This is a genomic window from Streptomyces sp. NPDC058697 (genome assembly GCF_042715345.1).
GTDB classification, from domain to species: Bacteria; Actinomycetota; Actinomycetes; order Streptomycetales; family Streptomycetaceae; genus Streptomyces; species Streptomyces liliifuscus.
Map to the genome: position 1 here is coordinate 22766 of NZ_JBHXSU010000010.1, position 23683 is coordinate 46448.

At 68.4% G+C, this 23683-nt stretch carries 19 protein-coding genes and 1 pseudogene; 11 read left to right on the forward strand and 9 right to left on the reverse strand.

Annotation, left to right across the window (positions count from 1 at the left end; all coding sequences use genetic code 11):
• The first annotated feature begins 397 nt into the window (after positions 1-397).
• Positions 398-868 (forward strand): hypothetical protein, encoded by a 471-nt coding sequence (locus ACFWXQ_RS23705; protein WP_383942912.1) that lies wholly within the window; start codon positions 398-400, stop codon positions 866-868.
• A gap of 439 nt (positions 869-1307) precedes the next feature.
• On the opposite strand, the gene ACFWXQ_RS23710 is transcribed toward ACFWXQ_RS23705, so the two are convergent.
• Positions 1308-2501 carry an acyltransferase family protein gene (locus tag ACFWXQ_RS23710; RefSeq protein WP_383942915.1) on the reverse strand — a complete coding sequence of 398 codons (1194 nt, stop codon included), beginning with the start codon at positions 2499-2501 and terminating at the stop codon, positions 1308-1310.
• Positions 2502-2910: 409 nt separating this feature from the next.
• On the opposite strand from ACFWXQ_RS23710, the gene ACFWXQ_RS23715 reads away from it, so the two are divergent.
• The gene (locus ACFWXQ_RS23715; RefSeq protein WP_383942918.1) at positions 2911-6603 is read left to right on the forward strand and encodes a helix-turn-helix domain-containing protein; all 3693 of its coding nucleotides are present in this window, start codon (positions 2911-2913) and stop codon (positions 6601-6603) included.
• A gap of 190 nt (positions 6604-6793) precedes the next feature.
• Here the strand turns inward: ACFWXQ_RS23715 and ACFWXQ_RS23720 are convergent, their stop codons facing one another.
• Positions 6794-7378, reverse strand: coding sequence for a hypothetical protein (locus tag ACFWXQ_RS23720; RefSeq protein ID WP_383942921.1), 585 nt, complete (start codon positions 7376-7378; stop codon positions 6794-6796).
• A gap of 570 nt (positions 7379-7948) precedes the next feature.
• On the opposite strand from ACFWXQ_RS23720, the gene ACFWXQ_RS23725 reads away from it, so the two are divergent.
• Positions 7949-8605: a M15 family metallopeptidase gene (locus tag ACFWXQ_RS23725; protein WP_383942923.1), complete on the forward strand. Its 657-nt coding sequence runs from the start codon at positions 7949-7951 to the stop codon at positions 8603-8605.
• A gap of 104 nt (positions 8606-8709) precedes the next feature.
• A pseudogene (locus ACFWXQ_RS23730) lies at positions 8710-8960 on the forward strand (GNAT family N-acetyltransferase); the annotation flags it as partial.
• A 456-nt stretch (positions 8961-9416) separates the two neighbouring features.
• On the opposite strand, the gene ACFWXQ_RS23735 reads toward ACFWXQ_RS23730, so the two are convergent.
• The 3 genes from ACFWXQ_RS23735 to ACFWXQ_RS23745 form a co-directional block, all read right to left on the reverse strand.
• Positions 9417-10688, reverse strand: a complete 1272-nt coding sequence (locus ACFWXQ_RS23735; RefSeq protein WP_383942926.1) for a hypothetical protein — start codon at positions 10686-10688, stop codon at positions 9417-9419.
• 351 nt (positions 10689-11039) lie between these two features.
• Positions 11040-11969, reverse strand: a complete 930-nt coding sequence (locus ACFWXQ_RS23740) for an SDR family NAD(P)-dependent oxidoreductase (protein WP_383942929.1) — start codon at positions 11967-11969, stop codon at positions 11040-11042.
• Between the two features lie 73 nt (positions 11970-12042).
• The gene (locus ACFWXQ_RS23745; protein WP_383942932.1) at positions 12043-12930 is read right to left on the reverse strand and encodes an SDR family NAD(P)-dependent oxidoreductase; all 888 of its coding nucleotides are present in this window, start codon (positions 12928-12930) and stop codon (positions 12043-12045) included.
• A gap of 70 nt (positions 12931-13000) precedes the next feature.
• Here ACFWXQ_RS23745 and ACFWXQ_RS23750 point away from each other — a divergent pair, with 70 nt between their 5' ends.
• Positions 13001-13933 (forward strand): LysR family transcriptional regulator, encoded by a 933-nt coding sequence (locus ACFWXQ_RS23750; RefSeq protein ID WP_383942935.1) that lies wholly within the window; start codon positions 13001-13003, stop codon positions 13931-13933.
• Positions 13934-14081: 148 nt separating this feature from the next.
• On the opposite strand, the gene ACFWXQ_RS23755 is transcribed toward ACFWXQ_RS23750, so the two are convergent.
• A complete protein-coding gene (locus ACFWXQ_RS23755) occupies positions 14082-15128 on the reverse strand; it encodes a prolyl oligopeptidase family serine peptidase (RefSeq protein WP_383942938.1) in 1047 nt (348 codons plus the stop codon).
• A 455-nt stretch (positions 15129-15583) separates the two neighbouring features.
• Here ACFWXQ_RS23755 and ACFWXQ_RS23760 point away from each other — a divergent pair, with 455 nt between their 5' ends.
• A complete protein-coding gene (locus ACFWXQ_RS23760) occupies positions 15584-16303 on the forward strand; it encodes a TetR/AcrR family transcriptional regulator (protein ID WP_383942941.1) in 720 nt (239 codons plus the stop codon).
• Between the two features lie 142 nt (positions 16304-16445).
• On the opposite strand, the gene ACFWXQ_RS23765 is transcribed toward ACFWXQ_RS23760, so the two are convergent.
• Entirely contained in the window at positions 16446-17069 is a 624-nt protein-coding gene (locus ACFWXQ_RS23765; RefSeq protein ID WP_383942943.1) for a hypothetical protein, read from the reverse strand.
• The gene (locus ACFWXQ_RS23770; RefSeq protein ID WP_383942973.1) at positions 17066-17641 is read right to left on the reverse strand and encodes an RNA polymerase sigma factor; all 576 of its coding nucleotides are present in this window, start codon (positions 17639-17641) and stop codon (positions 17066-17068) included. Before ACFWXQ_RS23770 ends, ACFWXQ_RS23765 begins: the two co-directional genes overlap by 4 nt.
• 379 nt (positions 17642-18020) lie before the next feature.
• On the opposite strand from ACFWXQ_RS23770, the gene ACFWXQ_RS23775 reads away from it, so the two are divergent.
• From ACFWXQ_RS23775 to ACFWXQ_RS23795, 5 genes are all read left to right on the forward strand, one after another.
• On the forward strand, positions 18021-18986 hold the full coding sequence (locus ACFWXQ_RS23775; protein WP_383942946.1) for an ABC transporter substrate-binding protein: 966 nt from the start codon (positions 18021-18023) through the stop codon (positions 18984-18986).
• A complete protein-coding gene (locus tag ACFWXQ_RS23780) occupies positions 18983-19756 on the forward strand; it encodes an ABC transporter permease (protein WP_383942948.1) in 774 nt (257 codons plus the stop codon). Before ACFWXQ_RS23775 ends, ACFWXQ_RS23780 begins: the two co-directional genes overlap by 4 nt.
• Positions 19720-20529 (forward strand): ABC transporter permease, encoded by an 810-nt coding sequence (locus ACFWXQ_RS23785; RefSeq protein WP_383942951.1) that lies wholly within the window; start codon positions 19720-19722, stop codon positions 20527-20529. Before ACFWXQ_RS23780 ends, ACFWXQ_RS23785 begins: the two co-directional genes overlap by 37 nt.
• A 24-nt stretch (positions 20530-20553) precedes the next feature.
• Complete coding sequence (locus tag ACFWXQ_RS23790; RefSeq protein ID WP_383942953.1) at positions 20554-21393, forward strand: ABC transporter ATP-binding protein; 840 nt, start codon at positions 20554-20556, stop codon at positions 21391-21393.
• 198 nt (positions 21394-21591) lie between these two features.
• A complete protein-coding gene (locus tag ACFWXQ_RS23795) occupies positions 21592-22278 on the forward strand; it encodes a response regulator (protein WP_383942956.1) in 687 nt (228 codons plus the stop codon).
• A gap of 39 nt (positions 22279-22317) precedes the next feature.
• Here the strand turns inward: ACFWXQ_RS23795 and ACFWXQ_RS23800 are convergent, their stop codons facing one another.
• Positions 22318-23487, reverse strand: a complete 1170-nt coding sequence (locus ACFWXQ_RS23800; RefSeq protein WP_383942959.1) for a sensor histidine kinase — start codon at positions 23485-23487, stop codon at positions 22318-22320.
• Positions 23488-23683: the final 196 nt, after the last annotated feature.

Here is a 23683-nt window from a genome sequence, read left to right on the forward strand (position 1 = left end):
GTTCGGTGTTGTCGGCGGCCAGGCCCCACCGCAGCTTGGTGCCCACCCACTCGCAGGCGTACTGGCAGCGCACCGCGTCGCCGGGGCAGGCGGCACCACTCTGCCGGGTCCTGGTCGCTCTGGCTGCGGTTGGAGCGGGCGGTGACGGCGACCAGGGACGTCTCGGAATCCTGGTCGGTTGCGTAGGCCTCGCGATGCTGCGACGTCCAGCCGGAGGCGCCGCTGTCCCAACCCTCCGCGAGCGGCACCATCTGGTCGACGTCCAGGCCGGACGCGGCAGTTCACCCAGGTCGCGTCGCCGCTGGGGGGCGCGGTTGTTTAAGCCGGGGTGCCGCACGGGTTCGGCTTCGACACGTGCACCAAAATGGGGCCTCCGGATCGGTGAAGGGGTGTTGGGATGGGCTATGACTTGCAAGCAGTGATCGTCGGCAGAGAGGTGTTGCGCGCCGCTGCGCAGGATCTGCCTGATGCTCGGCTGGCATCGCTCGGACAGGGCCTGTCGCTGATGCCGATGACAGACGCCCTCTTTGATTCCGTCACGGATGGCAGCGAGGCAGGACCTTTGGGGTTCCGGCGGTTGCCGGGAGGGTTCGAGAAGACCCTCGCTGACTGGTCGACCGCTGGGCCGGTGGCCTACGTGGAAGCCGAGTACTTCGGCGGGGTGGGCGAGCAGCAGGCTGCCGTGTGGGATGGCGGCACCATCGTGTTGGGCCCGCTCCATGTACAGGAGGGCCAGCCCTTTCCGCCAGCCGGCAGCGCCATCTCACAGGCGCTTCGACGGATGGGCGTCGTGGCGAGCACCGGAGAGGATGAGTTCTCCGCTGTGGGATTGGACCGCCACCGACACGGTGAGGGATGGATCGCCTGAGCAGCGGCTTCCGGATTCCCGCATGGCCGTGCAAGATTCTGGCTCCGCTGGCGGAGTCTGCCCGTAAGTACGAGAACCCCGCGCCCGCTTGGGACCGCCCCGCGCAGGATGCTCACCTGCAGACTTGCGCCGAACCGGCGGCCGACCATCTTGGGGCACCCGCGTGAACTCCAGTTTCATCGGTCACTTCCACCGCCTTCGGGGCCAGCGAGGCGGGGCCACGGATCTCGTCGTCCCACTTCATCGCGTGCAGGACGATCGCGTTGTCCCGGACCAGAGCAGCCCTAGCCGCTCCCGACCGCGCCAGCGCCTTCCGCAACAGCATGTACGGTTTGCTGGCCACCGGGCCGTTGGCTTCCAGGTAGTAGCCCTAGCCGATCCGGATCGGGTACACACGCGTCAGCAGTGGCACCGCAAAGGTGTGCGGAACGAGCGTTCGTCACGGCGGCTGCGTGTGGCGGGCCAACCTGCGGCCCAAGGCCTGGCCAGGCGCTTCAATGTAGCGGTAGGTCAGCAGGCACAGAGGCAGTAGCACGGTGAAGAACGCCGCTTCGAGCGTGAGATTGTCCTGCCGCCGTCGGCCGATGGTGCTGTCGATCACCGTCAGCAGCACGGGATGCACCAGATAGATCGAGTAGCTGATCGTTCCCAATCCGGTGAGTATCCGCGGTATGCGCTGGTGGCGCGTCGCCAGTCCGGCGCCGAAGGTGAGTACAGCCAGCAGGAATGCGACGATCCAGCCGCGCCGTGTGAAGTGGTCACCGTCGCCGTACCAGTACGCGCTCCCCACGGCACAGCCGACAACCATGACGGCGGTGCCAGCCGCATAGCGCCAGGTGATCTGACCGTTGTCGGCACGGTAGACGGCGGTGCCGAGGAACATCACGGCGAGGATCACCAGCCCCTCCCATAGCGGGACCGTGCCATTGAGCAGGACCAGTGCGAGCGCCAGCGCCCCGCCCAACACACCTCCGAACACTCGAAGCACGGGTGGCCTGGCGCTCGCACAGCAGATGGCGATCCCCATCGCGATCGAGGCGAAGGCGATGAGTGGGCCGGTGCCGACCAGGCATGACAGGGCAGAAGCAGGCAGCACCACCCCTGCGATCACGCTCACAGTGGCAAGCACGGCCAGGGTGACCGCGACCGCCGCAGACTGCTGGTGAAGGCGGACCGAGAAAAGTGCGACGACGAGCAGATAGAAGGCCATCTCGTATGAGAGCGTCCACAGGATGAGCAGGAGATTGGGTGTCCCCAGTAACTCCTGGAGCATGGTGGCGTGGGCGACCGCCACGGCGGCCGCGCTCTGCTGACCGAGGTCACGCATCTCCGCAATGCCCAAGAGGTTGACGGCAAGAAGCACGGTGAGGACAGCCGCCCACAGCGGGTACACGCGGAAGATCCGTCCGATCCAGAACGTACGGACGCAGCCACGGCGCTCCAGCGACGCAGGGATGATGTAGCCGCTCACCAGGAAGAACACCATGATGCCGTACCGGCTCGTGTTGAACTGCGGCATCAACTCCCTCCGGAAGTCGGCCATGAACGTGTACGCCGAGTGGTCGAACACCACGACGAGCGCGGCGATGCCGCGCAAGGCGTCCAGCCAGCCCAACCGCGACGAACCGGCCACCGTGAGGACTTTGAGTAATCGAAATCTTGCGGAGAGTGAATTTTCCGGTGAAGTGGGGAGGAGAGGTGGGGATTGCATGCGCAGACAGAGTCCTCTTGGGTGAGGTGTTGGTTGGGCGTGTCGTGGGGCGGGTGCGGTGTGGCCCGCACTGGGTGGGGGAGAGCGCGAAGCCTTCGATCCTGCTGGCGCGGTTGCAGGCCGCCCTGCTGGCCGCTGACGACCAGCAGGGATACGACAGAGCGGTTCTCCGCGCCGCTCGCATCACCGAGTTCAGCGGCTGGCGCATTGTTCGGCAGTAGCGTTCTGGCGGCCGAACAATGAAACGCGGCACGCGAGCTCTTTCGGGTGCCATCGAGGTACATGAATTGGCTGCCCCCTCTGATGCAGGGGCAGTTGGAGGGGTGAGGGTGTGGGGGGTCGTCGTGAGGTGCCGGTGGATCCGGCGGCGGGACCGGTGCAGCGGTTCGCGTTCGAGTTACGCAAGCTGAGGGCGGACGCGGACGGGATCACCTACCGGTCGCTGGCGCAGCGGGCGGGCTACTCGGTGACCACGCTGTCGCAGGCGGCAGCCGGCGAGCAGTTGCCGACGCTGCCGGTGGCCCTGGCCTACGTGGGGGCGTGCGGTGGAGACCTGGTCAAATGGGAGGCCCGGTGGAAGGAGACGGCGGAGGAGATAGCCGGTGACAGCTCCCAGGTCGACGACGGATCGCTCACGCCGTACCGGGGTCTGGCACGGTTCGAGGCCGGAGACAGCGCCTTGTTCTTCGGCCGGGAACAACTCACCGCCGACCTGGTCGGCCTGCTGCGCCGTCACCGGTTCGCGGCCGTCTTCGGCCCTTCCGGCAGCGGCAAGTCCTCCCTGCTGCGGGCCGGCCTGATACCCGCCCTCCGACAGACTCAGGAACCGGACCTGCGTCCGGCCGCGATCCGGATCCTCACCCCGGGCGAACGTCCCGCCCGCACCCATGCCCCCCTCCTCACACGCGCAGTTCCCGGCGACGGCAGCGCTGGGGCGGACACGGTCGTGATCGTCGACCAGTTCGAGGAGGTCTTCACCCTCTGCCACGATGCCGCCGAGCGCGCCCGCTTCATCGATCTGCTGCTGACAGCCCGGCAGCCTGAGAGCCGCCTGCGGGTGCTGCTGGCGGTGCGCGGCGACTTCTACGGCCGCTGCGCCGAGCACCGTGACCTGGCCGAGGCACTGCGCGATGCCAACCTCCTGGCCGGAGGGATGAGCCCAACAGAACTGCGTGACGCTGTCGTCAAGCCGGCCACGGCCGCCGGACTGCACGTGGAACGCGCCCTGACCGCCCGGCTGGTCAAGGAAGTTGCCGACGCACCGGGCGGGCTGCCGCTGCTGTCCCATGCGTTGCTGGAGACCTGGCACCGCCGTCGCGGCAAGACACTGACCATGGCCGGGTACGAGGCGGCCGGATGCCTGGACGGCGCGATCGCCAAGACCGCCGAGACGCTCTACGGCCGGTTCACCGAAGACCAGGCGGCGGCCGCCCGCCGGGTGTTGCTGCGCCTGGTCGCCCCCGGCGACGGCACCCCCGACACCCGCCGTCCCGTCGAGCGCGCGGAGTTGCTGGGCACCGGCGGGGACGACACCGGCCAGGTGGTGGAGGCACTCGCCGGGGCGCGGCTGCTCACCCTGGACGGCGACACGGTCGAGATAGCCCATGAGGCCCTGATCACGGCCTGGCCCCGGCTGCGCGGGTGGATCGAGGAGGACCGCGAACGCCTGCGTGTGCACCGGAACCTGACCGAAGCGGCACACGCCTGGCAGGAACTGGGCCGCGAAGAAGGTGCCTTGTCCCGGGGAAGCCGACTTGCCGCCGCCCAGGAACACTTCGGCGGCGCACCGCGCGAAGACCTCAACGACCTTGAGCACGCCTTCCTCGACGCGAGCCGCAACCACGAGCAGAAGGGCCGTCGCCGGTACCGGCTGGTGCTCACCGCGGTCATCGCCGCCCTGTGCCTCGCCCTCGTCGCCGCCGGCCTCGCCGTGGGGCAGTGGCAGAACGCGGTCACCGCCCAACACCTCGCCCAGTCCCGGCAACTGGCCGCCCAGTCCAGCGCACTGCTGGACTCCGAACCCGACCTCGCCTCATTGCTTGCTGTCCATGCCTACCGGACCAACCCGACCCGCGAAGCGACCGCCGCCCTGTATGCCGCCGCGGCTCTACCGCTGCGCAAGCGCCTCACCGGCGGCACCAAACCCGTGGATTCCATCGCCCTCAGCCCGGACGGACACACCGTCGCCGCCAACAGCCGAGACGGCAAGGTGCGGATCTGGAGCCTGCCCGGAGGCCGGCTCCGAAACACGCTCGCCGGCTACGACAGCGGCGAAGTCGCGGCGTTCAGCCCCGACGGACGCACCCTCGCTGTCGCCAGCGGCGGGCTGGTACGCCTGTTGGATCCGGTCACCGGCGGGAAACTGAGAACCTTCACCGTCCCCGACGGTGCGGTACGCGGGATGGACTTCAGCCCTGACGGCCGCACCGTGGCCACCTCCTCCCCGGCGGCTGTACGGGTGTGGGATGTGGCCACCGGCCGCCCACGGCACAGATTCACCAGCGACCCAGAGGCGGTCGCATTCGGCCCGGACGGACGGACGGTCGCCGCGGCAGGCCGCAACGGACGGGTGCAGCTGTGGGACCTCGCCACCGGCCGCACCCGGACCATCCACGACAGCCGAAGCAAGAGCGCTTCGGTGGCTTTCAGCCCGGACGGCCGGACATACGCGATTGCCCGCACCGACGGTCTGATGCAACTGCGGGAGGTGGCCACCGGCACGGTCCGGCGCACCATCAGCGACGACCCCGTCGGGCTCATGGCCTTCGCCTCGGACGGGCGGACCCTCGCCACCCGGAGCCAGGGGGACACAGCGCGACTGTGGGACACCGCCTCCGGCACAGCGATCGCCACCGTGACCGCCGGTCACCACGGACAAGGGGCCCTGAAAATGGCCCTCAGCGCGGACGGCCGCACCCTGGTCACCAGCAGCAACGTGGACCCCACCATCCGCGTCCACCGACTGTCTGCCGATCGCCCTCAGACGACTCTGTCGGGCCATGCGAGCACATACATCGCCGACATGACGTTCAGTCCGGACGGACGCACGATGGCCACGGTCCGCCAAGGGCCGCCCGGCCGTGGGTCAATACAGCTCTGGAACATCAGGACCGGCGACTGCAAAGCAACCCTGGCGCTCGACACGGACCTGGCAGACCGCGGAAAACAGTCGCCCGACACGGGTTCCCGCCTCGCGGCCGTGGGGTTCAGTCCGGCAGGGCGCGCCCTGGCTGCCCGGGCCGCCAAGAACAGGGGGATCGAGGTCCGGGACGTTGCCACGGGCCGTCTACTCAAAACCCTTACCCTGAGCGTCATCGACACGGCGGTCTTCAGCCCCGACGGGACACGGCTCGCCATCGTCGGTGAGAAAGGCACGGTGCGGATCTGGCACCTTTCAACTGGCGCGTTACACACGGCCCACACCAGCCCCGGCGAGTCCGTCAGGGCCGTGGCGTTCACCCCGGACGGCAGCACACTTGCCGTCGTGGACATCAAGGACGGCGGCGACCAGGTCACGCTTCTCGACACCGCAACCGGCCGCACACAGCGCACCATCAAGCCGAGCCGCCCAAGCACAATGTCTCTCGCGTTCAGCCCGGACGGGCACACCCTGGCCACCGCAAGCAGTAGCGGGGTCGTGAGCACATGGGACAGGCGCACCGGCCGGCTCCAAGACAGCTTCAGCGCCAGTGGTGAGGTGGCGTCGCTGGCGTTCAGCCCCGATGGACGCACCCTGGCCGCAGGCAGCGTCAGAGGAGTCCAGCTGTGGGATCTCGCCACCAGCCAGACCCGCATCACCCTGCCGACCCGCTCACTCGCAGCAGTCGCGTTCAGCCCGGACGGACAAACCCTGGCCATCGACACGGGCAGCTCCGTCGGGCTGTGGAACGTCGACCTGCCCGACCCGGCCCACGCGATCCGCAACATCTGCCAGGCCATCGACACCACTCTCACGCCTCTGGAACAGTCCCGCTACCTGCACGATCAGTCCGCTGAAACCGGCTGCCGGCTGGCCGCGCGATAGGAGGTCGCTTTGGGGTGGTTCACTGCCTTCGCACCCGAGCAGGCCCGCGCCGATGATCACGGATTCCGGCACCCATACCGCCTGAACGGGGTTCACCCGGGATATCGCCAGATCAACGTCCGAACCTCTGCCTCGCTGGACCCATCGCACCACAGCCGGTGCAAGGTCAACTGTCCGGGCACCCCGTGCTCTACTCGCCTCGATTGCGCCAGAAGGCAGGGCACTCCGTCTTTGTTGCCGCGGGAAGATCCTTGTCGATCCGGCTGCGGACGGCCGCCAGGGTCCGTGATGTCCCTGCCCCGTCGACCCGGAAGGTGTCCGCCGGCTCGTCGGGACGGTCCATCACAACCACCAGCAGGTGTTCCCCCGCCGAGTAGGCAGGCTCGCCCTTCCAATTGGCGCTCATGGTGGTGAACTGGATCTGTCGCTGAGTTCCCTGCTTCGGTTTGATCCAGTCTGTGACGGTGAGCGTGACTTTCACGGCGTCGGCCTGTTCGGGGTGCTCCTGGATCGCCTCGACATCTCCTTCGACGATCTTCGGCGAGCAGGCAATCCGTTCCACGTCGGTCAGGGCCCGTCCCTGATCCTGCCGGGAACCGTCCGAGCCATCATCAGCAAACCCGTACGCCAGGAAAACCAGGCCGATGGCCGCCGCAGCGACCAACGCACCGGCAATCGTGCCGGGACGCTTCATCCAGACGCGGCGTGGACCCTGCGCAGAGCCACTGCCGCCGTCCTTGGCCGCTTCACGGATCGTGCCGAGGGCCAGCCGCAACTGTGGTCCTCCTCCGGGCCGGTTAACGAGATGATGTCAGACCGACTCCACCTGCCGCAGCCGCGCCCGCACCACTGCCTGAGCCGCGTGTCAGCGGCTCTCGATGGTTCTTCGGGGACGTCCAGGAGCTGTGCGATCTCACGGATGGGCAGAGCCGCGTAGTAGCGCAGCACCGGGACTTGCCGGTGCGCCTGGAGTATCAATTCCAGTTCATCCGCCCGGCAGGGCGAGAAAGCGCTGTTCCTCGGAATGCGCCACTGGCGGCCGAGACCAGCGCTTGGTCAGGCGCCGACCCAGCCCGGCGTCTCTGCTCTGTGAGCGATGCCAGTCACTGGCCACACGGGAGGCGCCAACGGCGAGCACCCTCACTGAAGCGGCCCGAGACCTCGGCATCCTCCAATCCGCCAGGGTGATCCAGGTCAACTGCCTCGAAGCGAACCTCAGACAGCCCTTCCCCGAACGAGCTGAACGCGGCACGGCCATGAACTGACCCGATTTGGGACACGCGTTGTCACGGCAGCTCGGAAGATCCAGGCTGAAGGGGGCGCAAGGCCACGAGATGATCGTGTCATGACTGAGATCGTTCTGATGTCGGACCCGAAGGTCGCAGCGGTGCCTGTTCAGGAGTGCGGTGAGCCGCTTGTGGATGTGCGCCGAGACAGTGCCTTGCTGGTCGACAAGCGGAAGTGGCAGGACTCCGCCGGCGCCTTCGCCTACCTGCGGGCAGGAGTGCTCGACCGTCTCCTCAAGGCCCAGGCACATCTGCCTCATGGGATGCGGCTGCTGTTTGTCGAGGGGTATCGCCCACCATCCCTTCAACGCCACTACTTCGACGAATACGCAGGCCAACTGCGGGCCGAGCATCCGGAATGGACAGCTGAGCAGGTCCGCTCAGCAGCCAGCCGTTACGTGTCGCCGCCCGAGATCGCACCGCACAGCGCTGGAGCCGCCGTTGACCTGACGCTGGCCGATGACGACGGCCATGAACTCGACATGGGCACCCGCATGAACGCGACTCCTGAGGAGAGTGCGGGCGCCTGCTACACGCAGGCCGACAACATCAACGACGCTGCTCGCTCTCACCGGCACATCCTGAGTACTGCGCTCACCGCTGTCGGCCTGGTCAACTACCCCACAGAGTGGTGGCATTGGTCATACGGAGACCGCTATTGGGCCTTGGAGACAGGAGCGGCAGCCGCCCACTACGGGCCCAAGGAACTCGGCTAGTCCTGTTTGGGTTCGGATCTAGGTGGCGTTAAGCCTTTCCCGTTAGCTTGTTTGACCATCTGTTAGCGTGCCGCGGGTGGAGGATCTGGGGCCTGTGTCTTGGGTGGCCTGGGAGTTTCGTTGTTGATCTCGACGGGTCGATGATCGGCCAGATTCTGCTGAGGCGTGCGCGGCGGCACTCGGCTGGCTTGCCGACACGCTTCCTGGCGAGCCGGTGGTGCTCACCACTCAGACCGCCAACGTCGGCTCGATGCGTCTCGCGGCGAAGCTGGGGTTTGCCGAGGTGGAGCGGTTCGAGGCATGTGGCGCCGAGCAGTGGCTCGGCATGCGGTCCCCGGTCAAGCCGTCCCGTTGAGTTCGTGACGGAACCGCCGGGGAGTACCCGCCCATCCGCGCGCGGGAGCGGCCTGCAACCGAGACCTGCCCGCGCGCGTGCCGGGCGTCACCTCTGACTGCGGACTTCGCACCTGCACCAGAAGCAGTAGTTCGGGACAGAGTGTCGGCAGCCACGTCCACCAGGCGCTGGGCTTGGTCAACCTCGTGCCGTTCGACTGGTTCGCTCCCTTGGACCCGAGCAGGCCTCCGCCGAGGATCGCGTATTTCGGTACCCATATCGGTGTGCTCTGCCTGGCGCCCGGTGCGGTGTCCGGCGGAGGCAGCGGCGCGCGGGGCCCACGGGAGAGGGCAGCAGGGGCGGACGTCTCCGCAATGCCGGTGGGCACTTTCAGACAGCCGGGATGCTCCGCAACTCTTGTATGGCGCGCTCGCGGTGGGCGGTGTCCCGGGACGTGACGGAGGGATTCGGCAGGATTCAGATGATGGGAAAGTCTTGGCCGGCTGTCACTTCGCGTGCGATGTGACGCCACTGGTCCTTTCCGCCGGGCAGGGGCCAGGCCCAGGTCGGCTGTTCCGCGGTGTTCAGGTCGTGGAGGAGGCGGACGAGCTGTGGGCCGGCGGTGGCGGCGCCGTCCGGGACGGTGGGGCCGTGGACGGCGCGGAGTTCGTTGAAGCGTGCCAGTTCGTTCTCGTAGAAGCTCACGGCCTTATCGACGCGCGCGGCCAGGTCGCCGCGCGGCACCGTGCGGTGCAACTGCAGCAGCGGGGGTTCGATGGACTCGGCGATCGCCGCGGCGAGCCGCGCGTGTCCGTCCAGGATCAGATGGCAGTCCAGGCCACTGACCCACCACAACAGGACTGGTGGGAGCGTTCCTTCACGGGCTTGCTTGCGGTATGCCTTGACCCGGCTGTCGTCGGCGTCGGGCATCGGCCGCAGCGGAAGGACCTCCCACGCCCCAGAATGGATGAACCAGTCGATGTATCCGTCCGGATGACCGTCGACGAGCATCGAGCTCCAGTACTCGGCATGCGAAGTGTTGGGGTGACGCCAGCGCCGGAGCGGACTCTCACACGAGAGCAGCCACCGGCCCTCGTGCAACGGGCTGTCCGGTGAGTCGATGAGGTACTGCGCGAAGCGGTGAGCCCACCGTTGCGCGCTGCCCGCCAGGGCGCGAGCCACATCGGCACGCAGCGGCGGGACAAAGGGGCGGTACGCGTCGGTGCGCCAGAAATCCACGCCCCCGAGCTGCTCTTCGACAACGGCAAGCAGCACAGGCCGCGACAGCTGGGAGATCAGCAGTCGCGGCCCGGCACTGAACACACACAGTCCCGGCTGGTGCCGGTCCTGCACGTCCAAGGACAGGCCCACCCACGTGCCGTCGTCCCGCGTGACGTTGCTGCGCTGCATACCGAGAGAGCGTAGGCGGCTGTCGCACGGAACTCGGATGCCCCCTTGGCCATCCGACGCGACCCGCACACGTTCGTGCGGCTGACCTGTCTGTTTGCGCGTCGCACCATCCGGCTCGACCGGGTTCTGGAGCGTATCGGGCTCGCGCTGGCCGGACGGTCCGGCAAGAGGCTGGCGTCCCAACTGGGCCTCGTTGTCGGGCGGATGACGCTCCTGCGCCGGGTGATGGCCTTGCCGGACCCGCAGTTCAGTACGCCGCGGGTCCTCGGGGTCGATGTCTTCGCCACACGCCGCGGCTACACGTATGCCACCGTGATCACGGACGGTGAAGGCCACCACCCCATCGACGTCCTGCCCGGTCGTGAGGCAGCGCCGCCGACGGCCTGGCTGAAGGCGCATCCAGATGCCGGCAGTGGTGGTCCTGGCAGCTGGCGTGGAAGACGACGGGGTTCAGTACGACGTGCCGGGTTGTCTCCGCTCGGCAGGGGGTCCGGCGCTTGCTGAGGGGGGGGCCGGGGGGCCCGACCGGGCGGGGTCGGCCTTGTCGATTGCCCGGTGGATCCCGTTGCCGGGGCGGGCCTGGCGCCGGTAGCTGCCGGTTTCGGTGTCGGGTTGGGCAGGCCGCACGACACATCGTCAGCGCCACGGTGCCTGCTGTCTCAAGGCCGCGGGCCCCTGGTCCCCGGACGCTCAGGCGGCGTCGGCAAGGAGATCCTGCGACAGGTCCCACAGGCGCCGGGCGCCCGTCGGGTCGACGGCGTAGCGGGCGACGCCGTGCAGGCTGCCGGAGCGCCGGTCGACGATCTCAGTCTCGTTGCAGTCGACGAAGTAGCGGCCGCCGACGCCTTCGAGCAGTGGTGAGGTGGCGAGGAGCGCCGACGTGGCGGCGCCCTGTCCGACGGACTTGATCAGCTCGGCGGGGACACGGCCACTGCCCCGGCCGCCGGTGTGTCGTTGCAGGTTCGTGTAAATGGCGCCCGGCATCAGGGCGTTGGCGGTGATGTTGTCGTCGGCCCAGCGCCGGGTCGCCTCCACTGCGAACAGGACGCCTGCGGTCTTGGACTGTCCGTAGGCGAGCCACGGGTCATAGGGGCGGAAGGCGAAGTTGACGTCGTCCCACACGATCGGCGACTGCTGGTGGCCGGTGGAACTCACCACCACGACACGGGCGTTGCCGTCGGCGGCCAGCGCGCCGTGCAGGCCGGTGGTGAGGGCGAAATGGCCCAGGTGGTTGGTGGCGAACTGCCACTCATAGCCCTGCTCCGTGTACTGCTCGGGGCAGGCCATGACGCCCGCGTTGTTCACCAGGACGTGCAGGGGGCCCTGCCGGGTGGTGGCGAAGGCCGTGATGGACGCGGGATCGGTCAGGTCGAGATGCACGGCCCGCACGTCCTGGTTGCCGGTCGATCCGGTGATGTCCTTGGCGACGCGTTCGCCCGCTGCCACGTCCCGTACGGCGAGGGTGACGGCCGCACCGGTGGCCGCCAGGGCGCGGGCCGTCTCCGTGCCGATTCCGGAGGAGGCGCCTGTGACCACCGTACGGCGGCCGGTGAGATCGATTCCTGACACGACCTCGCCGGCGGTGCTGGCGAAACCGAACGGGGTGGTGATGGCACTCATGAATGGACTCCTTGCTGAAAGGCTTGGCCTTGGAGCGCCCACGGGCGCTGCGGGCGGACGGCGGTTCGTGCGGTCAGGGGACGAGCATTCCGTCCTGCTCGACCGGAGGCGTGCCGTCGTGCCAGGGCACGACCTTGCCGAAGCGCACGAGCTCGCCGTAGAGAGCGGGGTCGACGTGCTCGGCGAAGACCAGATCGAGGACGGTTTCAGCGGCCCGGGCGGGAGGCTGGGCCTGGCTGTAGTCGCTGAACCACGGGCGTGAGGTCGCGGTGTCGACCATGCCGGGGCAGACGGCTGCGACGAGCGTGTCGTCGGCCAGGTCCCGAGCACGGCGTTCGGCGGCGACGGCGCGAACGGCGGCGACCTGGGCCACCTTCGAGGGCACGTTCAGCCACAGCGGCCAGCCCGCCTCCGCGGCGGTCTTGTGGTGGATGGCGCTGCGCCACGACTCCACGGTGTACTCGACCTGGTCCAGGCTCGCGCCGTCGAACAAGTGGTGCAGCCGGCCGTCCAGGTGACCGAGAGTGCCCAGGCTGCTGGCGACAACGAGCAGTCGGCCGCCCGGGCGCAGCACGGGGCCGAAGGAGCGCAGGATCGCGTGGGTGGCGGTGTTGGAGACGTCGATGAACTCGTCGGCCCGCTCGGCCTGTGACTCCTCGGGAAGCAGACGGGCGACCGCGTTGGAGATGACGACGTCCACCCCTGCGTACCGGGCCCGCAGATCCTCGGCGAGACGGGCGATGGCGTCGGTGTCCGTGACATCCAGGACCCGGCCTTCGACACGGGCACGGGTAGCGGACAGCTGGGTGACTTCCCGGGCGGCGTCCGCCACTCGCTGCTGACTGCGACCGGTGAGCAGGACCAGGTCCTGCGGATCCATGCGGGCCGCCAGTCCTTCGCAGAAGGCCCGGCCGAGACCTTGGTTGGCCCCCGTGACGAGGGCGATGCGTGAAGTGGTCATACGTCCACGCTAGAAACCCCTGATCCATGAGTCCAACGAGAGTTCGGCACAGCTAGCATGCGTAAACATCATGGACTTCACCGATGTGTCACTGACCGCACTGCGCGTCCTGCGAGCCGTGGCCGAGCAGGGAACCTTCACCGCGGCCGCGGCATCGCTCGGCTACACCCAGTCCGCGGTCTCCCGGCAGATCGCGGCGATCGAGCGAGCGGCAGGCACGGACCTGCTGGAGCGTCGGCGCGACGGTGCCCGACTCACGCCCGCGGGCCATGTCGTCATGCGCCGCGCGACCGTCGTGCTCGACGAGATCGCCGCGACCGCCAGGGAACTGTCCGGCCGGCCGGAGCAGACCGGGACGGTCCGTCTGGGGTGGGTGCCCAGTGCCGGCGCCGTGCTGCTGCCCGGAGCTCTTACCGCACTGCGCGAAAGCGACCCCGGACTCGACGTCGTCGGCCGCGAGGGCGGCACTCCGGCTCTGGTCCGAGCGCTGCGGGCGGGCAGCCTGGATCTGGCTCTGCTTGCCTCGGCACCGCCGTTCCGCGCGCCGGATACCGAGTCGCCTCCACTGGCACTGCAGACACTCACGGAACGCCCTCTGCGTCTCGCGGTGCCCGCCACGCACCCCCTCGCCCGCGGCGAATACGTAGATGTGGCCGATCTGAGGGGGCAGCGCTGGATCGCCGGGTCCTCATCGGGCGAGGACCGCCTGATGGGCGTGTGGCCGGGCCTGGACGAGCGTCCCGAGATCGCCCACACCGCCCGCGACTGGCTGGCCAAACTCCACCTCGTCGCCGCAGGCTGCGGACTGACCACCCTTCCCGCCTCACTCGTCTCCGCCGTACCTCCCGGAGTACGCGTCCTCCCCGTCCGCGGCGGCCCACAGGAACAGCGGCGCCTGCTCCTCGCCCGTCTCCTCGCCCCGCCGACTCAGGCCGTGACGCGGGTAGCCGCCGCCCTCCGTGCGGCGGCCCTCGACGCCCACACGCCCCTTCCCTCCGCATGAGTGAGGTGATGGGCCGGCCCAAGGTAGCTGCTCTGAAGCGGGCCCCTCATCCAGTACGGAGCCACAGCGACCGTCGCTGTGCCATGAAGGACGTGGGCCCCGTGCCGCAACGGGTCGCGGTGGTCGTCGATGAGCCGTCAGCGACGGCTTATTCGGTGTGGCCGGCCAGGAAGTCCGTGATGAAGTTCATCGCCTTCGTGGTGGACCACGGCTTTGCGCTGCCGTCGGCGGATGAACCGGCGGAGTCGGAGGGGCCGCCCGGAGAGGCGGAAGAAGAGGCCGCCGTGACAGTCATGTCGCCGTGACCTGCCCCCGTGAGCACCACGCGTTCGGCGTCGACACCCTCGTCCTTGAGGGCGGTGAACAGATTCAGTGTCTGGCTGGGCGAGACCAAGGGGTCGGCGTCGCCGTGCAGGAGAAGGAAGGGGGGAGTCGAGGAGGAGATGTGGGTGGCCGGGTCGGCGGCGGCCATCTGGCGGCTGTACTCCTTGATGGACTTGGTGGTCCCGGAGCCGTAGATCCACTGCGCGGCCGCGTTGCCCGCAGCGTAGTTGCTGTCCTTGGCGGCCTGGTCGTAGTCGGAGGCGAGTTCCGAGAGGTTGGCCGGGCCGAACTCGTCGACCACTCCCTGGACCTGGCTGCTCTGGTCGAGGTGATCGCCGACGTCGTACGTCTTGTCGCCGTTGGTGACGCCGGTCATGGCCGCCAAGTAACCGCCCGCCGACTGGCCCCACACGAAGACGTGGTCCGCGTCGATCCCGTACGTGTCGGCGTTGGCCCGCAGGTAGCGGATGGCGGATTTTACGTCGGCAAGAGCGTCCTTGTACGTGGCGCCATTGGCCGTGGTGCGGTACTGGATACTCGCGACCACATAGCCCTGGTCGGCGACGTAGGTGCGCTGATCCAGGTTGGCGGTCCGGTCGGACAACATCCAGCCGCCGCCTGTTATGTAGACCACCAGAGGCTTCTTGCCCGAGGACTTGGGCACCTGAACGTCGAGCTTCAGGTCGGCTTTCGTGCCGTGGGTGGTCGGCGAGGAGTAGGTGATGTCGTCGGTCGCCGTGACCGCCGACGTGCCGCACGTGATTGCCGGGCCGGTGGGGTTGATGACCGTGCTGGTGCTGTTGTCGGTTTTCTTGATCGTCTTCGCCTGAACGAAGCTCGCGCCCTCACCGCCCGAGGCTCCGGACGGCACACCGCTGGGCATCCCCTCGGGTGCGCCGCCACCTCCCGGCGCTCCCGATGTGGATGTCGGACATGCAGAGGCCGACGTCGATGCCGACGCGGATGATCCGGCCGAAGAGTCATCTGCTCCACAGCCGGCCAGACCGACACAGGCCACGATTGTGACCGCTGTCAAAGCGGCGATCCGCCCCTGGCGTCGAGGCCATCGCCGCCGCTCCCTCATGCCCTGGCCCGCAACCGCATCGTGTGCATACATCGCGCCTTCTCCTGTCGTATCGAGCGGAAACACATGCGGAGATGGGATCTCCGCTTTGGCGTGCCGCCACCGTAGCATGAAACGGAGATTGAATCTCCATTTCGATGCGGTGTGCGAGGACGGTGACCTGCCGACGCTGCAGGACCTGCGGATGGTGCGGTCGTACGATGTGCCAGGAAGATCGCGCCCCCCGAAAGTGAGACCCCTGCATGGCGGCACACTCCACATCCGGCGAGGGCGACGGTTCCGGCGGGGCGCGTACGCCCAAGCCGCGGCGCGACCGGGAACTGAACCGCCGCAAGCTCCTCGCGGCTGCACGCGAGGTGTTCCGTGATCACGGTCTGAAGGCGACGCTGGACGATGTCGCCCGCCATGCCGGGCTCGGGGTGGGGACGGCCTATCGCCATTTCCCCAACAAACAGGCCTTGATCGACGAGTTGGTCGACGACATGTTCGCGCGCGTCGAGGAAGCGACCCGGGAGGGGGCGGAGGACAGCGACGCATGGCGCGGACTGACGGTCAGCCTGGAGCGCGTGGCCGAACTGCAGGCTCTCGACCTCGGCCTGCGCGCGGTCGTGCTCCACAGTGACCACGCGGTGCCGGCAGGGTTGCGACACCAGGAGCAGATCCGGCGAAACGTCGACCGCGTCGTCGAGCGGGCCAAGGAGCAGGGTCTTCTGCGTGCGGACGCGGAACCCTGGGACCTGGCCATGATCCAGCAGATGCTGGCCGCTGTGACCGAGCGGAGCGGACAGCCCGAGCTGTGGCGGCGCTATCTCCGGCTGTTGCTGGACGGACTACGGGCCGGTCCCGGGCCCATGGAACCACTGCCCGGCGAGGACTACGGCAAGCGGTTCGACGTGCAGGGACCGAACTGGATCGGCCCGCCGTCGCCAGGAACGGACGACCCGAGCCCACCACGCGACTGAAGGAAGATCCCCAGCCCTCCATTGCGCTGACGACCAGCCTGCTGATGACGAGTTACCGCGTGGGCGGAATGGCCGACACCGGCCTCGGCCTGGCAGTCGCCCCCACAGCAGGCTGGTGCTGGGTGTTCTGGGTCAGCGTGATTTACCTTTCGAGCGCCTGGCGGAACTCCTTCCAGGTCTCCTCCGAAGCCCAGTTCGCTCCGCATACGGGAATGGTGTCGTTCTCGTCGGCTGCCACGATGTAATGCTCACCGAGCGTGAAGGTCAGCCTTTCCGGAAGGTCGGGGTCGCTGTTCACCAGGACTGTGTCCGTGCCACCGCCGCGCAGCCAGTGATCGACATGGAAGGTGACCAGGGGCCCCTTCACAGAGGTGGCCGTCCCGTAGAAGAGCGTCGGGTAGCCGGCCAGTTGATCGGGAACAGGTGCGGCGCACTTGCTGTTGCCGTCCCCGGCGAGGGTGAGGGACAGCGGGGTGTTGGCTGTGGCCGAGTGACCGTCGCCGGAATTCGCTGTGATTCCCACGGTGATACCCCCTCCGATAAGCAGTGCGACAGTGGCCGCGAGCCCGAAGAGACGTCGGCGTCCCCTTCCTGCGGCGGCTTTCGCTGTGCGAGTTGTGGTGTCGGTGGCAGTGTTCTCGGACAGGATTACGGCGTCGGTCTGCAAGGCGGCCTCCACAAGACGATTGGCGTCGGGCAGCGGAGCTCGTGAGGTCAGCGCCGGATCCCCGGCCCTCAGCAGGGCCAGCAACTCGTCGTCATTCACTGACTGCTCCTTCCTTCACTCATCTTGTGTCCGGGGCGCTCGGCATTCTTTCGCCCCGGCTGCAGCTGATTGGCGAGTTTCTTTTTCGCCCGGTGCAGCCGCAGGCTCACCGCATTGGACGTCAACCCTGTCACTTCCGCGATCTGACGTGGCGCCAGCCCTTCCCACGCCCACAGCCGCACCACCTCGCGATCCAGCTCTCCGAGCGCGTCGAGCGCGGCGTGCAGGTCGCCGTGATCGGTGGCCACGGCCGGAGACTCCTGCTGCACCCCGATCAGCCGCTCCACCAGGCGGAGCCTGCGTCCATCCGCCCGACGGGCATTGGCCAGACAGCCCCGCGCCACCCCGTAACACCAGGGGAGCACGTCATCGCGATCGGGCAGGGAGCCGGTGCCGAGCCCCGGTACGTGGTCGATGCGACGCCACAGCACCAGCATCGTCTCGGACAGAACGTCCTCGACCATGTCAGGGGCCGTTCGTCGCAACACGTACCGGTGCAGGGGTTCCGTCACCACGTGCGCCAGTCCCTCGAAGCGCGCGCGCCGCTTCCGGCGCGTCTCCTGTTCCGTCATGGATTCCACGCCCCGTCCGTGTCCGGCACCGGCCCATATCTTTCAACACCTCATCCTGGGACCGAAGGCGCCGACGCCCTCGGCCTCTGGCGTTTGCAGGGCTGCCGGGCATGGCGGCCTGCCTGCGGAAGCGGGCCCAGATCCGTAACCATCCGCGGTCCCGGCCCGGTACGGCTGTGAACGTACCCCTCACCCGTCGTACGGCGGCTGCCGTACGACCCAGTGACGGTGCCCGGGGGATGTGCGGGTGGGCCGCGGACGACACCTTTGGCACGTCGGACTCGACGCCATTTCATGAACCTTCGTCTTTCGCCCTGCCACATCCCATCGCGCGCGAACCGGCCGGAACATTTCGGTGCGGTCCGCGGGAGGACAGACCATGCAACGCCTATTCGCCGGCATCGCCGCCGCCTCACTTCTGCTTGTGGCCACCGCCTGTGGATCGTCCGGGAATTCCGGCGACTCCGCGTCGGAAAGCGGCGGTACCACCAAGGTCAAGGTCGGGGTCATTCCGATCGTCGACGTGGCCCCCATCTATCTCGGCCAGAAGCAGGGGATCTACAAGAAATACGGTCTCGATGTCTCGATGACCACGGCGCAGGGCGGCTCGGCCATTGTGCCGGGTGTGGTCAGCGGCCAGTTCCAGTTCGGTTTCAGCAATACGACGTCGCTGATGGTCGCGCAGAGCAACGGCATACAGGTGAAGGCGGTCTCCAACGGTGCGGCGACCACCGGTGTGGACGGCGACGACTACGGCGCGATCGTCGTCAAGAAGGGCAGCTCTCTCAAGTCCGCGAAGGACCTGGAGGGCAAGACGGTCGCCGTCAACACGCTGAAGAACATCCTCGACACGTCGGTCCGCGAGTCCGTGCGCAAGGCCGGGGGAGACCCGTCGAAGGTGAAGTTCGTGGAGCTGGCCTTCGACCAGATGCCCGCCGCTCTGGAGAAGGGCCAGGTGGACGCCGCGACGGCGGTCGAGCCCGCGCTGACCACCATCCTGAACCAGGGAGGCGTGGAGATCGCGTCACCCTACGTGGACGTGGCCAAGGATCTCACCGTCGCCATGTACTTCACCTCGCAGTCGTACGCGACGAAGAACCCCGAAGTGGTGAACAAGTTCCAGCAGGCCACCGCGGAGGCGCTGACCTACGCGAACAGCCACCCGAACGAGGTCCGCGACATCGTCGCCACGTACACGGAGATACCGGCCTCCGTCCTGTCGAAGGTGACGCTGCCGAAGTGGCCGGCGGACATCAGCCGGTCCTCGGTGGAGACGCTGGCGAAACTCGGCGAGCAGGACGGCCTGTTCAAGACCGCCCCGGACCTGGACGAGCTGCTGCCGTGAGGATTCCGAACATCGCACTCGGAGCGGCAGGGCTCGCGACCTTCCTCGCCCTCGGCGAGGCTGTGCCGCGGCTCGGCCTGGTCGACGCCGACTACTTCCCGCCCCCGAGCAGGATCGCCGGCGCGCTGCGCGAGGAACTCGGTGACGCCGCCTTCTGGTCGGCACTCGGGGACACGCTGACCGGCTGGATCATCGGCCTGGGGATCGCGTCGGGTGCGGCCGTCCTCTGCGGCCTGCTCATCACCGTGGTCCCGTTTCTGCGCCAAGTGACGGCGTCGACGATCGAGTTCCTGCGTCCCATCCCGTCCGTGGCACTGATCCCGCTGGCCGTACTGCTGTACGGCACCGAACTGCGCTCGGTGCTTCTGCTGGTGGTCTACGCGTCGTTCTGGCAGGTGCTCGTCCAGGTGCTGTACGGCGTCCAGGACGTGGACCCCGTCGCCGACGAGACGGCTCGGTCGTACGGGCTCGGGACCTGGGCACGCATCCGGCATGTGATGTGGCCGACCGCTCTGCCGTACGTCATGACCGGGATCCGGCTCGCGGCGGCGGTGGCCCTGGTGCTCGCCATCACGGCCGAACTGGTTATCGGCGCACCGGGACTCGGCTCGCTGATCGCGGTCGCCCAGGCGTCGCAGGCCGTACCCGACATGTACGCGCTGGTCACGGTGACCGGAGTCCTGGGGCTCCTGATCAACCTGGGGGCCAGGGCGGTGGAGCGGCGGGCGCTGGCATGGCACCAGTCCGTACGCGGGGAGACCGTACTGTGAGGGCGCTGACACGGCAGGTGCTGTTCGCGGTAGGCCTGCCCGCGGTGCTGCTGGGACTGTGGTGGGCCGCGTCGGACGGGAGCACCGACCCGTTCTGGCCGCCGCTGCGCACGATCCTTGACACCTTCCCCTCGGTGTGGACCGGCGAACGCCTGCGCGCGGACCTGCTGCCCAGTGTGCTGCGCCTGGCCGGCGGCTACACGCTCGCGGGCGTCGTGGGTATCGGCCTGGGCACCGTCATCGGTTCCCACCGCGGGGTGCGCGCCTTCTGCGAGCCCGTACTGGAGTTTCTGCGGGCGGTGCCGCCCCCGGTGCTGGTGCCGGTGATCATGCTGTTCGCGGGCATCGGCGACACGATGAAGATCGTGGTGATCGCGAGCGGCTGTGTCTGGCCGATCCTGCTGAACACGGTGGAGGGCGTGCGCGCGGTCGACTCGGTGATGCTGGAGACGGCGCGTTCGTATCACATCCGCGGTGTCGGGCGGATGCGCAACTTGGTGCTGCCCTCGGCGAGTCCGCAGATCGTCGCCGGTCTGCGCCAGGCCCTCTCGATCGGCATCATCCTCATGGTCATCAGCGAGATGTTCGCGGCGAACAACGGCATCGGCTTCACCGTGGTTCAGTTCCAGCGCAGTTTCGCCATTCCCGACATGTGGACCGGAATCCTGCTCCTCAGCCTGCTCGGATTCCTCCTCTCCGTTGCCTTCTCCTTCGCCGAGCGCCGGGTGCTCGGCTGGTACCACGGCCTGCGCGCGTCCACCCGGCGGTCGTGAGTGAACATTCTGAAAGGGCGAACGATGCTCGACGTATGTGGCCTCCGGAAGACCTACCAAGGCTCCGGCCGACAGGTGGAGGCGGTCCGCGACCTCACCTTCACGGTGAAGGCCGGTGAACTGGTCTGTCTGGTGGGACCGTCGGGCTGCGGCAAGACGACCCTGCTGAAGTGCATGGGCGGCCTGCTCAGCCCGACCTCGGGCCAGGTGCTCCTCGACGGCGTACCGGTGACCGGCCCGCCGCCCGGAATGGCGATCGTCTTCCAGGAGTACGGGCGCAGCCTCTTCCCCTGGATGAAGGTCGCCGGCAACGTCGAACTCCCCCTGAAGGAGAAGGGCATACCGAAGGCGAAACGCCGAGAGCTGGTCACCGACGCACTGCGGTCGGTGGGACTCCAGGACGCCGCCGACGCCTATCCCTGGCAGTTGTCCGGGGGGATGCAGCAGCGCGTGGCGATCGCCCGCGCGCTGGCCTACGAGCCCCAAGTCCTCCTGATGGACGAGCCGTTCGCGGCGGTCGACGCGCAGACCCGCGCCGACCTGGAGGACCTGGTACGGGTCCTGTGGCACGAGCGCGGGATCACCATCCTCTTCGTCACCCACGACATCGACGAGGCGGTCTACCTCGGCGAGCGGGTCATCGTCCTCTCCGCCTCGCCGACCGTCGTGCAGGACGAGCTCCACATCGACCTGCCCGACGAACGGGATCAACTGCACACGCGGGTCGCCCCTCGCTTCACCGAACTGCGCACGCACGTCTACGAGCAGATCCAGACGGCGAAGCGAGCCGGGCGGACGGACGACACGTCCACGTCATCGGCTCCATCCACGTCATCGGCTGCGTCGACCGAGTCGGCTTCGTGACCGCGTCCGCGACCGGCGGGCATCCGACCGGCTGAGCCCCCGGCCGACGGTCCTCTGGATCGCCGTCGCCGTCGCCGTCGCCGTCGCCGTCGCTGTCACCGTCCCGGCCCCGGGCTTCACGGAGAACGTGACAGGGCGGCGGCGATCTCCGTCACCGTACCCGGAGACGAACTCTCCGTTTTGCCGTAGGGTGACGGCATGAAGGACGCCTCGATCCGGGTGGTCATCGCCGACGATCAAGCTCTGCTGCGGGGTGGATTCCGCATTCTGATCGACTCGGCCGACGACCTGGAGGTGGTGGGCGAGGCTGAGACCGGCCACGAGGCCATCGAAGTCGTCCGTCGCACCACACCGGACATCGTGCTGATGGACATCCGTATGCCGGAGCTGGACGGTCTGGCGGCCACGCGGGCGATCACCGCGGATCCGGACCTGGACAGCGTGCGCATCGTGATCCTGACCACTTACGAGGTGGACGAGTACGTCCTGCAGGCCCTGCGGGCGGGGGCGTGCGGCTTTCTGGGGAAGGGCATGCGCCCCGCGGAACTGCCGGAGGCCATCCGGGTCGCCGCGCGCGGCGAGGCCCTGCTGTCGCCCAAGGCCACCCAGACCTTGATCACGAGGTACCTTTCGCTGCCCGACGGACCGCCGGCCGCCGTCTCCGGGGAACTGGCCGAACTCACCGACCGCGAGCGGGAGATCGTGGCGCTGGTGGCCGAGGGACTGTCCAACCAGGCGATCGCCGAGTACCTGATCATCTCGCGTCAGACCGTCCGCACCCATGTGCACCGGGCCATGGCCAAGATCGGGGCTCGGGACCGGGCACAGCTCGTGGTGAGCGCCTACCGGGCAGGGCTCGTCCGCCCCGCGGCCGCAAGGCGCTAGGTCGTGTCCGATGCGAGGGGCGCCGGCCGGAGCGGCCTTTCAGGGCTTCGTAGGGAGCGCGGGAAGGAACGCGTCCACGCTGAACTCCTCGCGCCCCTCCACGATGTCGAGGCGACCGCCGATGGAGGCGGCTCGCTCGCGCAGACCCAGCAGGCCACGACCGGTGCCCCAGGAGGAACGCCGCCCGTCCTCGATACGGGTCACCGGGTTGACCACCGTGATCCGAAGCCGGTGGGCGGCGAAGGACAGACGGATCGTCGCGGACCGGGGCGTGGCGTACTTGAGCGCGTTGGTCAGTGACTCCTGGATGATGCGGTAGCCGGCCATGCTGACGGCCGGGCTCAGGGTGAAAGTCCTTCCCCCGCGCTGTATGTCGATCACGAGGCCGGCGGCCCGGAAGCCGTCGAGCAGATCGTCGAGGCGGTCGAGGGTGGGTATGGGCTCCGTCGGGGGAGGCTCGCCGTCGGGCCGGCGCAGGACGGTCAGCATGGTGCCGAGTTCGGCGAGCGTGGTGCCACTCGCCGCGATGACGTGCTCGATGGCGGCCTCGGCTGCGTCGGGCTCCCGGCGCAGCAGGTGGGCGGCCGCCCCGGCCTGGAAGTTGATCACCGTGATGCTGTGGGCCACGATGTCGTGCAGGTCGCGGGCGAGCCGCAGGCGCTCCTCGGCCACCCGCTGGGACGCCTCCACCTCCCGGGTCCGCTCGGCGCGCAGGGCTCGGTCCTTGATGGCCTGGATGTAGGCGCGGCGGTTCCTGGTGGCGTCACCGATGGCGATGGCCGCGCCGAGCCATGCGATCAGCATGAGGTTGGCCGGGGCGAAGACGTGAACCCCTGTCACGATCAGTGTGAAGAGCTGGATCATGGTCCCGGCGATCGCGCCGGTGATCAGAGCACGGGTACGCGGGACCGCCACGGCCTCGGAATACAGGGCCACCAGACAGCACACGATTCCCGGGCCGGGCTCGCTCATCCACAGCAGGGCGACGAGGTAGCCGACGGTCGTCCCCGCGAGCGCGGCCGCCGGCATACTCCGTCGCACCGTCAGTGGCGCTGCCGAAAACAGGGAGAACAGCATCGCGGGCCACACCGAGACGCCTTCCCGAAGGAATCCCGGGAGAATGAGGGCGACCCCGACAACGGCGAGCAGCCCATCCACGAGGACCGGATTGCCGAGCGCCCGGCCGCGGATTCCGTCCAGCACACTCACCCTCTCCGGAGTCCGGCCGGTCTTTTCTCGCGACAGGGCGCGTCCACACAGTTGACGCCGTTCACGGTACGCGCCACAACCGGCCGGGACACCCCACCTGTCGTACCTCACCGCCGTCCCGCGACACGGTCACCCCATCCGCGGCGACTCTGCGCGCATGCGGATCCACCTGCGCCTTCGCGGTGTCCGACGGATC